Source organism: Leptothoe sp. PORK10 BA2 (genome assembly GCF_034932105.1).
Lineage (GTDB): Bacteria > Cyanobacteriota > Cyanobacteriia > Phormidesmidales > Phormidesmidaceae > Leptothoe.
On sequence record NZ_JAYGIG010000114.1, the window covers coordinates 1 to 12,698 of the forward strand.

Here is a 12,698-nt window from a genome sequence, read left to right on the forward strand (position 1 = left end):
GGCTGATGCCGATATTTTCCATAGAGATGCACCCGACCCACACGCTAGGTTTCAACTATTTCTTAAAACCCATTTACTGGGCACGCGCGTCTGTATCAAATATTACATTTTGAATTTATAATTGCTGCTGGGACTCAGTCGTCACTAAAACTTAGGTGGTAAAACCTAAGCCGTAACAGCAACCTTGGCGTCCAGTTCACCAGCTGCGTATTTAGCAGCAAAGATATCCACACCAACCTGCTTGATCTTGGTAGCATGGCCAGCAGTGCCAAACGCTTGATAGCGGTCAGAACATACTTTCTTCATGTACGTGATGGAAGGCTTGAGGAAGTGGCGAGGATCGAAGTTGGAGGGATCCTTCATGGCCGCTTCGCGGATAGCGGCAGTGATAGCCAAACGGTTATCAGTGTCGATGTTCACTTTGCGAACACCGCTCTGAATACCCTTTTGAATTTCTTCAACGGGTACACCGTAGGTCTCAGGAATGTTACCGCCATTAGCGTTAATGATGTCCAACCACTCCTGGGGAACGGAGGAAGATCCGTGCATGACCAGGTGAGTGTTGGGCAGACGCTTATGGATTTCTGCAATCCGGCTGATGGCTAGAATCTCGCCTGTGGGCTTACGGGTAAACTTGTAAGCGCCGTGGCTAGTACCGATGGCAACCGCAAGGGCGTCAACCTGAGTCTGCTCAACGAACTGGACAGCTTCGTCGGGGTCAGTCAGGAGCTGATCCTTGCTGAGGGTGCCTTCAAAACCGTGGCCATCCTCTGCTTCACCTTGACCTGTTTCGAGGGAGCCCAAGCAGCCAAGCTCACCTTCAACACTGGCACCGATGGAGTGGGCAACCTTAACGACTTCAGCCGTAACGTTAACGTTGTACTCAAAGCTAGCGGGGGTTTTGGCATCGGCTTCTAGGGAGCCGTCCATCATGACGCTAGTAAAGCCATTGCGGATTGCAGAGTAGCAAGTCGCAGGGCTATTTCCATGGTCCTGGTGCATGACAACAGGAATGTGAGGATAGGTTTCGATAGCCGCCAGAACCAAGTGACGCAAGAAGTTTTCACCAGCGTACGTACGGGCACCGCGGGAAGCCTGCAAAATTACAGGACTGTTAGTCTCATCAGCAGCCTGCATAATTGACAGGATCTGCTCCATATTGTTCACGTTATAAGCGGGAATGCCGTAGCCGTTTTCAGCGGCATGATCCAGCAATAGCCGCATAGGTACAAGCGCCATATAATCCTCCTAGTACTTTTGGCCGTTTTGGCAGCTTCGATTAAAGGGTCGAATAGGTATCCCTACTCATTAATATTAGTTCACAACCCTGAATTTATAACGAGTTGTTTCTGAAACCTGAGGCTTTTATTAAGGATAGCAGCATCTATGCGTCGGCTATGGTCAGTAAATGGCAATGTTAATGCCTTTCTCAGGGGAAATCCGAGAAATATTCTTTCACTAGAAAATATTGATATTTTTCATTTTTTAATGTGAGTATGGGTCGCCTGGGATTCGAACCCAGGACCAATCGGTTAAAAGCCGAGTGCTCTACCGCTGAGCTAGCGACCCGTGTTGAGGCTGTCCTTCAAGCACAGTTATTAAATATATCAGATAGTTCACTCATTTGACGGAATAATCGAAGTTCCACGCCAGCTTGCTGAAATTAGTCCTTGTCCATGGCGCGGTCAATATAACGGCCATCAATCAGGAAGGAGCCCCGTTCAAATCTTACAGCCCAGTAGCCGCCAAGCTTTTGTTCGAGGATAGTCCCTGTTTCTCCCAGGGTGACTAGATCCGGTGGGCGTAGCATGGGCATGGTGTCGGCGGTTTTGAGGTAAGGGGGCTGGGTGGTGACAGTGATGGTGTCGCCCACTGCAAAAAGTTTGTCGGCCATGGGATGACTGTATGGTTAGGTTTTATGGTTGGTTGATCGGCTTTAAATCTGAGTTTGGGGGGTTGGGGGAACCAGCGTCAACTCCGGCATGTAAAACTCATCAGGATGGATATGCAAATGCGTGATGATGGTGGCTGAGCAATCTGAAACAACTTTGCGGCAGTGGGTACGGGCTGAGTTGGAGGAGGCTGCCACGGGGGTTGGGTTGGGGGTGAATATTGCGATCGCAACCCTGATCTTGATCTCCGCCGGTTTATTTGTGGCGGATACCTATGCCCTCTCTCCCTCGGTCAGATCCGTCCTAACGCTTCTGGACCGGCTGATCCTAGGCGCATTCGTCCTGGAGTACGCTGTGCGGCTGTGGGCGGCTGAGCGGCCGCTGCGCTATGTCATTAGCCCCTATGCCCTGGTGGATTTGGTGGCGATTTTGCCCCTGTTGGTCGGGGTGTTTGACTTGCGATCGCTGCGGTTGATCCGCGGGTTGCGCATCCTCAAATTGGCCCGCTTTCTGGCGGAAGATGGCTGGTTAGGGCGTGAGGGGCTGATCATTGCCCGCATCGTTTTTACCCTATTCTCCATTGTATTTATCTATTCAGGGGCCATTTACCAGGTGGAGCATCCAATCGCCCCCCAGGTGTTTGGTACCTTCCTCGATGCGATGTATTTTGCCGTGGTGACCATGACCACCGTCGGCTATGGCGATGTCACCCCCGTTTCCGAAGCGGGGCGGACGTTAACGGTGATGATGATTTTGACCGGCATTGCCCTCATTCCTGGCCAACTGGGCAGTTTGATTCAGAACATTAACCGGATCCATGCGGTGACTACTATCCGCTGTGAGCACTGCGGACTGGCCAGCCACGAGGCGGATGCGTTGTATTGTCGGCGTTGTGGTACCCAGCTGCCCCAGGACGAGGTCACGTAATCATGAGGTCATGTAATCACGAGGTCATGTAATCACGAGGTCTCGTAATCCCGTGTGGAGAGCAGACTCCTAATCTAGGGCTTGTCTAAGGCTTGAAAAGCTTCTGCGACCAATCGTTGTGCCTTTTGGTCCAAGGCAATCCAGTCGATGTCGCCCATGTCTAGATCGAGCAAACGGGTATCGACGGTGATTGGCCCATCCATGGTATCCGTTGTATTGCATAGCCGATAGCACAGCTGCCAAACATCGATCTCCTGCTGTTGTTCCTGTTTTGTTAGGCACAGGGTGTACAGGTGCTCGGGGGACGGGAGCTGGGCTAGGGTGGCTTGAAGTTGGTCATGCTCCTCAGGGGTGGCGGTTTCGAGCATTTCCTGGATGGCTAGATATTGCTGTTTTTGCTCAGCCGTGGCCTCGGTGGGCCAGCACATGTCATCGCGATAGGACCCCTGCCAATCAGAGATATCCAACTGCTTACGGATATTGTCGATAATCCGAATGAGGGCCGGTTGCATCAGCGCTTGGGCGTAGCGCTGATCCTGGGAGGTGGCAAACTGAGGCATGGGGCCAGGGCGTTAGAGGGTAGGGAGTCAGGTGGGTTTAGTTTGTAAACCAGTTTAGGGGAACGGTGTCCCCGTGACGATGACTCTGATGACTCGGACGGTCTCTGTGAACATATCTGTATGTTCCGGTTCTTTGCCTACGTTAGGCGACGGGCCGTGACGATGACTCTGATGACTCGGACGGTCTCTGTGGATGATGTATCTGTATGTTTCTGGTCCGGGCCTACACTGAAGGGACCCTCTGCTTTAGCCACAGCTGCAAAATATCATTGATCCAACTTATTTCTGACGTGCTGAGGCCCAAGGTCTGGGCCGAGAGACTGTATTTCAACTTGCCGACAACGGTGCGGTTATGGCCTAGGCGAAATGTGATGGTGGAGCTGCCCGGTTGGAGGTCGATGTCCTGAATATCTTGCTTATAGGTGTTGATCTCATAGACCACGGGGCGGCAGGGGAACCGATAGCCCAGCAGGATGATATCTGGCAATAGTTGAATGCTCACCTGCTGAAAAAGTGTGGTCAGAGTTTTTTTCAAGCCTCGGTAGCTCAAGCATAGACTCAGGTGAGTCCCGCCCAGCCCGCCAATGATGGCCAATGGATACCAAATGCCGGTTAACTGCGGCCATAGGTTTAGGAAACCCTGACAACCAAGCCCTAGGCCCAGCCCGCCGCCTATGGTTTGGCCGAGGGCCAACCAAAAGCGACCATTTTTCCAGCCCAGGGGGGGGACAAGCACTTCCAAGGTTTGACTGTATTCCAGAATCTTGAGTTGGGTATCTGCCGGGGCCATGCGTTCCAGGATCGCTCGCTGGAAGCGTTGACTTAGACCAATCAGAGATAGACGGTGGGATGGGCTAAAGATTTCATCCGCTTGCTCTAATCCGTAGAGGGCGGCCTGGGCTGATATGGGCCGCTTATGTTGTTTTGGCTGGGTGAGCCAGCGCAACCAAGCCTTGAAGGAACGGCTCATATGCCCCAGCTCGGGGCCAAACAACATGCGTAGACCCCGTTGGGGTAATTCGTTGGGATGGTGTCCTGTGGCCAAATGTACCAGGGTTGCTCCCAGGCTATATAAATCGGTGGCGGGCACGGCTCGGTCGCCCAACTGTTCCGGCGGACGATAGCCTGGTGTGCCCGAAATCAAAATCGGTTCATCCGCGCCAGTCTGGGTGTCATGGTTGCACTGGACTAGGCCAAAGTCCACCAGATAAACCTTTCCCAAAGTAGTACTGGAGGGATTGTGGAGGACTAAACTGCTGGGTTTGATATCGCGGTGAATGATGGCGGGCTCCTGGCTGTGGAGGTAGTCAAGGATATTCAGCACCTGACGGGCTAGATGGCGCACTTCTGGTTCGCTAAACTCTCTTTGTTCATGGACTAAGGCGTAGAGGGACTGGCCTGCAATGTAGTCTTGCACCAACATTAGGCCCCTGTAGCCATGCTGATGGATTGCAAAACTGTCTAGATAGGTGGGAATAGCTGGATGGTTGAGGGTTTTCAGGACCGCAATCTCTTCGCGAAAGCGTTTGGTGTCGGCGGGCTGAAGCGGATCGTCCAAACACAAATATTTGATCACAACTGGCCGGTCATGGTGGTGGTCGTAGCCCAACAGTGTTCTCCGTCCCAGGCGTGCCCCTAGGGTTTGTTGAATACTGTAGCGATTGTGCAGCCGAGGTGTCGGCTGAGGTGCTGTTTGGCGTAGAGCGTTGGAAGAAACCATTGACCTGTGGAGGGTGTTACGCATCATCCATCAGAATGCCCGATTGAATAGCTGGGGTAGCGGGTTTAGAATGACATCCAGTGTTGCGGGATTCACAGGAGTTGCCATGGTTCAGCCTAGGGTTTTTATTGATGGTGAGGCGGGTACCACCGGTTTACAGATCTATTCGCGGCTGGCCCAGCGGGGGGATGTCACCGTGGTGAGTATTGATCCGGCGAAGCGCAAGGATGTGGTGGAGCGGGCTAGGCTGATGGACTCCGTGGATGTGGCGATTCTGTGTTTGCCCGATGAGGCGGCCCGTGAGGTGGTCGGTCTGATTTCAAGTCCGACGGTTAAAATTTTGGATGCCAGTACGGCCCATCGCACCCATGCGGATTGGGCCTATGGGTTTCCGGAGCTAGCTCCGGGGCAGCGGGAGACCATTGCTAAGTCTTACCGGGTGAGTAATCCAGGCTGTTATCCCACTGGGTTTTTGGCGGCGATGAAACCCCTGGTGGCTTCTGGGTTGGTTCCGGCTGACTTTCCGGTGACGATCAATGCCATTTCTGGCTATTCCGGTGGGGGGCGTCAGCTGATTGAGACTTATGGCGAATATGGTGGCGAGTCTGGTGGGGATTCAGAACCGCCCTATCCCTATGGGGTGTACGGCCTCACCTTTGGCCACAAGCATGTGGAGGAGATGTACCGATATTCGGGGCTGGCCCATGCGCCTTTGTTTTTGCCAGCGGTGGGGGCCTTTGAGCAGGGTATGTTGGTGCAGATTCCGTTGCCGCTGTGGACCTTGGACCATCCGCCCACTGGGCAGCAGCTGTGGGATGTGCTGGCTGATTACTATGCTGGGGAGCCGTTTGTGCAGGTTAAGGCTTTGGGGGATGGGGGGGAACTGCGCGATCGCAAATTCCTAGACACTAAGGCGGCCAACGGCACCAATCAGGTGCAGCTATTTGTATTTGCCAATGACGATACCCACGAGGCGCTGGTGGCCGCGCGGTTAGACAACCTGGGTAAAGGAGCCGCAGGCGCTGCCGTACAGAATATGAATATTATGTTGGGTCTGTCGGAACAGACGGGTTTGATTTAGGGTCGTTAGTCTTAGGCCGCAGGGGGGAACAAAATGGGAGACTCAAACTGGGGGTACAAAAGAAAGAAGAGTGGCTAATGATGAGCCACTCCTTGCTTAGAGACTTAATTATTCCCACTGTGGAAGACAGCAATTCTCGCGGCACGAGAATTGTCGGAGGGAGACTGATTTGTCCCCTACACCCTGGTGTAACTTGGCAAAGGTTTTACCCTCAGCATAAGCTTGTTATTACTGTGGCTGCAAAAGAGTGAGTTTGGATAGTACCCATTTGGGTACTGCTAGATAGTTTTAGGTAGTTTTAGTCCACTGTCCGGAATGGCGAATGATCCTGGGGTAAGGATCAACAGCATGGCCGTTGATGATTTAATCACATTTCACCATGGTTTTATCCTCCCCTAACACCGCTCCCTTTGCGTGGCTACCCTGTGCCCATAGTTGGGTTGCCATCCATCCCCAACCCAGGGGGGTGATTCAATTTATCGGCAGTGGTCTATGGGGAGTATGGCCCATGGTTTCCTATGGTCATTTCCTAAAAAGTCTCTTTGAGGCTGGCTACACCATTGTGGCCATACCGTTTCGGTATGCCCGTCGCCACTGGTCTGTGGCCCTGGATCTTTTAGATGAGCATTATCAGGTGCGGTTGGCCATGGTTGAGGTCGCCATGGCCAGGGGCTATGATCCGAAAATTTATTTAGATGCCGCCCACTATGCTTGGGTAGGCCATGGCCTAGGGTGTCGATATGTGGCCCTGTTAGAGGTGTTGACTGCACCCATGGAACTGCTATCAGACTGTTTTCAGTCCCTAGTCCCCGAGCTGGAAGATGCGGATCGACAATGGCAACAGATTTGCCAGGGCCTAGCCTCCCTAGGGGAGAGTTTGCGGCTAATGGAGCGTCGGATTCAACGGCTGACCGGGGAGACGGTGGACTACAGTCAGCCTTCCATTAGGCATCAGGCTTCTCTGTTGTTAGCCCCTGTGATGACGGATTTGGCTGGGCCGCTGCGGTCGCTCTTGAGTAAATTGATGCCGGTCTATCCCACCGTGGCGCAAACCCATCAGTTGATTGAGCACAGCCCACTGTTTCAGTTGACGGGGTTAATTCAGTTTGCCCGCGATCGCATCGCTGCCGATACTTGCCAGCGGCTGATGCAAGAACAGCCCCACCTGCGACGCCGGTTACTGAAGGGCAATTATTGGGAGCCCGTGGGGATCCGCATGGGACAGGTCATCGTCGATTTTAACCCCCTTGATAAGCTGGTGCAGCCCCTGAGCTGCCGCGATCTGGAGTATAAATCGATCACCCTGCTCAACCGTCTGCGCACCCCATCCCCCTTGGCCCCTTGTCCGTCGGGCCGTCGGGCCAAGGGGCATCGAGCCATGGCGGCTTAGGCTGTGGGTTCCAGTTCACCTATACAGTTCACCTATACACAGTTCACCTATACAGTTTCTCCAGACAGTTCACCCATGTCACCGGTCCCGTCTGTTAAGCCATTCTGCAGACTGATTGTTAATCAGCTAAAACCGATATAATGAATCGTTTAGGCAATGCGCTTTACGGTTGAGGCAGATAGCTGGATGGATGATGAGATCGATTTTGGCGAGTTGCGATCGCAGCTTTTTAATACCTATCAGCAGCAGACTCCCTTGGGGCAGGCCACTGTCCAACTGCTGTCGATATTCTATGGTCCCACCAGCATTACCAACCTTGTTGCTGCCCTGACCGCCATTGGTGCTACCACCAAGACGGGAAAAAAAATCACCCCAGTCAATCTCAAGCCCCAGATCACCCGGCTGCTTGAGGAACAGCTCCTGATTTACGGTGGGGGGCATTTGCCCCAGTGTAATCCCCTGATTGTGGAAATGGTCACTCGCCATGGGGCTACCCTGGACAGTTTTGAACCCATGCTGCAAGCGGTGATGAATACCTTACATCCCCGCCGTAGCCAAGCCGGACGGGCAAATCGAGCCCGCCACATCTGTCGCTCCAAGGATGAACTGTATCGCGAAGCGCGCCTAGCCCTTTATCAGCAGGAGTACGAAATACTCCCCCAGCTATTCCTCGACTATAGCAACTACAACTACTACGCCAGCCCCGTTGCCCTAGAAGAATTTCTCCTAGATGTGCTCAACAATCCCTTGGATATGGATTGGCTGCGCACCCTCCCCTCTGAATATTACGGCGCGGTGCTACGGTTGCTCCTGGTTGAATCAAACACCCTGTTGGAGTCAGCCGAGGACCTATTGGCGCAGCTAGAGATCCATGCCGATAGCTTCAAGGAATTCAACGTTTTGTTGGTGGAACAATATCTCCTGTGCCATCGGCTGGCGGAAGCCGAAGCTGTTCTCGATCGGGTGGTGGATGAATCGTCCCAGGTCTATGGGACGGCTCTGCGGGGTACCCTGGCTCTGATGTTGGGGGAAACCAATCTCGCCTTAGATTACTATGACACTGCCACCAAGCTAGCTCGTAAGCAGTTAAACAAAAAAGCGGTGATTGGCGGTATTGCGGGGGTATTTTATATGCTGGCCTTACTCAAGTCAGGCCAGCCCGAGCATCTCAAGCAGGCTATTACCCTTAGTGCCTCGCTGATGCAGGGCTCCAGCTATTTAAATAATGTCTACCGATTACTCCATGAACTGACGCTACTGCACCAGGGACACCTGGCTGCCCGCCAGAGATTGTTAGAGCTGATTGATGGTTACATCGGCGATGACGACGACAGTTTTGGCCGGTTCTTTAGCATGCTGTGTCTCTACTGGTTGGATGAAGACGAGGCGAAAGCAGCCTTACCCCGTCCCCTGGCGATCTTCGCAGAGCAGGCTCAGGCAGCTGGGCTGAGTTGGTTGGCAATGGAATCGGCTGAGATTTTGAGTCGTATAGCCCCTGAAAGTGCCTATGCCCATTGGTGTGCCCAGCGCTCCAGCCGGTCCATTGTGGATACGCTACAGCCCCAGAGTACTTGGGAGCTGAGCTTGAAAGCGCTGACCAATGTGGCAGGAACCGGGACCCGTAATGTCCCCAAAAGTGAGCGTCGACTGGCCTGGTTTTTAACCCTATACACCAAGCATTGGATGCTGCAGCCTAAGGAGCAAAAGCTCAGTGCCAATGGAACTTGGACTAAAGGACGGGTGGTAGCCCTGAGTCGACTCGCTAAAGACGCTGCGGATTTTGACTATCTCACCACCCAAGATCTCCAGGTGTGTAGCCAAATTAAGTATGACTATTACTCTGGGTCTCAATACACCCTGAATCGAGATGCTGTTAAGACCTTAGTTGGCCATCCCCTAGTATTTTGGGAAGAGTCTCCTACGGTGCGTGTGGAGATTGTTGCTGCTACCCCAGAGCTAGTGATTGAACAAAAAGGAGATGGCTCCATCACCCTGTTTATGGAGCCTGCCGTTAGCCCCGGCGACGGGATTACCCTGGTGAAGGAAACCCCGACTCGAGTAAAAGTATTGGATGTCACCACGGAACATCATCGCATTGCCGAGATTTTAGGTAAGCGCAATCAGCTCACGGTCCCCGCTGCGGGCCAAGAGCAGGTGTTGGCGGCGATCCAGTCGATTTCCAGTTTAGTGACGGTGCACTCCGACATTAGTGGTGAGATGGCCGATATGGAAACCATCGAAGCCGATGCCAAACCCCATATCCATCTGATGCCTGCGGGGGATGGTTTGAAACTGTCGATGCTGACCAGACCCTTTCCCAATTCTGGCGTTTACTATCCCCCCGGTGTCGGTCGGAAGACGGTGATTGCCGAAATTGATGGCAAACGCTCCCAAGCGACCCGCGATCTATCCATGGAAAAGCGACTGGCGGAAGATGTACAGCAGGCTTGTCCTGCCCTAGAATTGGCTGAGTCAGGAGAAGGAGAGTGGATTTTAGATCAGCCAGAAACCTGTTTGGAACTGTTGCTGCAACTGGAAGCATTGGAAGAAAACATTGTTTTAGAGTGGCCCGAAGGAGAGAAACTTAAGATTCGCAACAAGGCAGGTATCGAAGGCTGGCGGATACAGATCAAACAGGAGCAAGATTGGTTTTCAGTCACGGGTGAGCTGGAGTTGGATGACGGCAGTGTGATGGATATGCAGGCGCTGCTGTCACTGTTAGACCAAACATCCAGCCGGTTTGTCCCCATTGGGGACGGTCAGTTTTTGGCCTTGACCCAAGCCTTCCGTAAACGGTTAGATGAGTTTCGAGCCTATTCAGAACGCCATGGCAAGGGGGCCAGGTTTCATCCGTTGGCTGCCCTGGCCTTAGAAGATACCTTGGATGAGGTGGGCGACTTGCAAGCGGATGCTCAATGGAAGTCTCATATTAAACGACTGAGAGAGTCTAAGACCGTTGTTCCTTCAGTTCCCTCCACCTTGCAGGCGGAGCTGCGGGACTACCAGCTAGAGGGCTTTCAGTGGCTGGCCCAGCTGGCCCACTGGGGGGTGGGGGCCTGTCTCGCGGATGACATGGGCTTGGGTAAAACTCTCCAGGCCCTGGCGGTGATTTTGCTGCGTGCCCCCGATGGACCGACGCTGGTGATTGCCCCCACGAGTGTTGGGGCGAATTGGGTGAGTGAAGCGCAGCGGTTTGCTCCAACGCTGAATGTGATGCAGTTTGGCAGTGACGATCGTCAGGCGGTGGTGGATCAGATGAGTGGCTTTGATCTGTTGGTGTGTAGCTATGGCCTTTTACAACAACCTGAGGTGGCGGAGCTGTTGGCGGAGGTGGAGTGGCAAACGATTGTGCTGGATGAGGCCCAGGCGATTAAAAATAGTGCTACCAAACGGTCCCAAGCGGCGATGAAGCTCACAGGTGGCTTTAAGATACTGACCACGGGCACCCCCATTGAAAATCATCTGGGAGAGCTATGGAATTTGTTCCGGTTTATTAATCCTGGGCTGTTGGGGTCCTTGGATAAGTTTAACCAGCGGTTCGCTACACCTATTGAGCGTCACCAAGACAAGCAGGCACGTCTCCAGTTGAAGAAACTGATTCAGCCCTTTATGCTGCGACGGACTAAGTCCCAGGTGTTGGATGAGCTGCCCTCGCGCACTGAGATTACCCTCCATGTGGAACTGAGTGTTGAGGAGAAGGCTCTGTATGAGGCTCTGAGGCGGGATGCGATCGCAAAGCTCACCAATACCGATGCTAAGGCCGGGGCCAAGCACCTACAGGTCCTCGCTGAAATCACCCGATTGCGACGCATGTGCTGTAATCCAGAGCTGGTGGCCCCAGGGGTGGCCCCCGCTAGCGCCAAACTGGAGCTGTTTGGCGATGTGTTAGCAGAGCTGCTAAGTAACCACCACAAAGCGTTAGTGTTTAGTCAGTTTGTCGATCACCTAACAATTTTGCGTAAGTACTTGGATGAGCAAAACATCCCCTATCAGTATCTAGACGGCAGCACCCCCGCCAAGCAGCGCAAGCAGCGGGTAGATGCGTTTCAAGCCGGTGAGGGCAATGTGTTTTTAATCAGCCTTAAGGCTGGGGGGACCGGTCTTAACCTTACCGCTGCTGACTATGTCATACATATGGACCCCTGGTGGAATCCGGCGGTGGAAGATCAGGCCTCCGACCGTGCCCATCGCATTGGTCAAACCCGGCCGGTTACCATTTATCGATTAGTGACCAAGGGGACTATTGAAGAGAAAATTGTTGAACTGCATAACAAAAAGCGAGACCTAGCCGATAGTCTTTTGGAGGGCTCAGATATCAGTGGTAAGCTATCTACCGATGCCTTATTACAGCTCATGAGTGAGGTATAGGCTATGCACGGGCTATAAAATGATAGTCTGTTGCACTTTGTCACCCATTGGCAGCATTCTGATTGCTTTTCATTATCCTGTTCAGGGCGTCTAATCATCGACTGTGCTTTAGTCGAAAGGCATCTCTGGTTTGTAACAGAAATATCTCTCAATGCCTTGAAGAGGTGATGGTCCAGCCCGATCCGGTTTGCGGTAGTACGGTAAATTTGAATACCCTGCTTCATAAAATATGGTGTATTCTTGACACCATATGCGAACTTTTCAGCGATGGGGCAATTAAGCCCATGCCGTGCCTGATCTCAAGGCTCATGCCGTAATGTCAGCGGTATGAATCGAGATTCGACCATGGCCTCCGACATAATGTGCTTTGGCGATGTGCTTTAGATAGTACGTTGATCAGCTAAAGATTATTTTGAGATACATTTTGGAGCTGCAGTGTCTCCTTGGAGGTTGTATGAAAAGCCTTGCTGCCTGAATTTAGGCACATCGGACCGCCCAAGGTTGGAACGATGGAATGAGGTTTTGGAGGATATACATTCAGAGCTTTAGGGCCATCTGATACCTGGAACGAACCTTTGGAGACCAACTCAAAGCGTGATGTTTTCCCAAGGATAGTATTCAGGCGTCAGGAATCAGGGTCTCACTGGCTTCTGTCTTCTGGCCCCTGATTCCCCATTTAGCCAGGATTTTTCGGTTTAAGTTGATACCCGAACCTTTTAAATAACCTTTTAAAACAGCCTTTTTGTCTTAAGTATGAAAG

General features: G+C 52.6%; 8 protein-coding genes and 1 tRNA gene. 4 read left to right on the forward strand and 5 right to left on the reverse strand.

From position 1 onward, the window contains the following. Positions 1 to 165: 165 nt before the first annotated feature. From fba to sipA, 3 genes are all read right to left on the reverse strand, one after another. Positions 166 to 1,239, reverse strand: coding sequence for a class II fructose-bisphosphate aldolase (gene fba, locus VB741_RS14830; RefSeq protein WP_323365957.1), 1,074 nt, complete (start codon positions 1,237 to 1,239; stop codon positions 166 to 168). A gap of 258 nt (positions 1,240 to 1,497) precedes the next feature. Continuing rightward, positions 1,498 to 1,569, reverse strand: a tRNA-Lys gene (locus VB741_RS14835). 94 nt (positions 1,570 to 1,663) lie between these two features. Beyond that, the gene (sipA, locus tag VB741_RS14840) at positions 1,664 to 1,894 is read right to left on the reverse strand and encodes a regulatory protein SipA (RefSeq protein WP_323365958.1); all 231 of its coding nucleotides are present in this window, start codon (positions 1,892 to 1,894) and stop codon (positions 1,664 to 1,666) included. A gap of 124 nt (positions 1,895 to 2,018) precedes the next feature. Here sipA and VB741_RS14845 point away from each other — a divergent pair, with 124 nt between their 5' ends. Then, positions 2,019 to 2,819 (forward strand): ion transporter, encoded by an 801-nt coding sequence (locus tag VB741_RS14845; protein ID WP_323366169.1) that lies wholly within the window; start codon positions 2,019 to 2,021, stop codon positions 2,817 to 2,819. A 74-nt stretch (positions 2,820 to 2,893) separates the two neighbouring features. Here VB741_RS14845 and VB741_RS14850 read toward each other — a convergent pair whose 3' ends face one another. Both VB741_RS14850 and VB741_RS14855 read right to left on the reverse strand, forming a co-directional pair. Then, complete coding sequence (locus VB741_RS14850) at positions 2,894 to 3,379, reverse strand: hypothetical protein (RefSeq protein WP_323365959.1); 486 nt, start codon at positions 3,377 to 3,379, stop codon at positions 2,894 to 2,896. A 223-nt stretch (positions 3,380 to 3,602) separates the two neighbouring features. Further along, positions 3,603 to 5,099 carry a serine/threonine protein kinase gene (locus VB741_RS14855; RefSeq protein ID WP_323365960.1) on the reverse strand — a complete coding sequence of 499 codons (1,497 nt, stop codon included), beginning with the start codon at positions 5,097 to 5,099 and terminating at the stop codon, positions 3,603 to 3,605. A gap of 106 nt (positions 5,100 to 5,205) precedes the next feature. Between VB741_RS14855 and argC the strand changes: the two genes are divergently transcribed. The 3 genes from argC (at position 5,206) to VB741_RS14870 (ending at position 11,938) form a co-directional block, all read left to right on the forward strand. After that, a complete protein-coding gene (argC, locus tag VB741_RS14860; RefSeq protein WP_323365961.1) occupies positions 5,206 to 6,180 on the forward strand; it encodes an N-acetyl-gamma-glutamyl-phosphate reductase in 975 nt (324 codons plus the stop codon). A gap of 379 nt (positions 6,181 to 6,559) precedes the next feature. Then, complete coding sequence (locus VB741_RS14865) at positions 6,560 to 7,570, forward strand: DUF1350 family protein (RefSeq protein ID WP_323365962.1); 1,011 nt, start codon at positions 6,560 to 6,562, stop codon at positions 7,568 to 7,570. A gap of 156 nt (positions 7,571 to 7,726) precedes the next feature. Next, the gene (locus VB741_RS14870; protein WP_323365963.1) at positions 7,727 to 11,938 is read left to right on the forward strand and encodes a DEAD/DEAH box helicase; all 4,212 of its coding nucleotides are present in this window, start codon (positions 7,727 to 7,729) and stop codon (positions 11,936 to 11,938) included. The last annotated feature ends 760 nt before the right edge of the window (positions 11,939 to 12,698 follow it).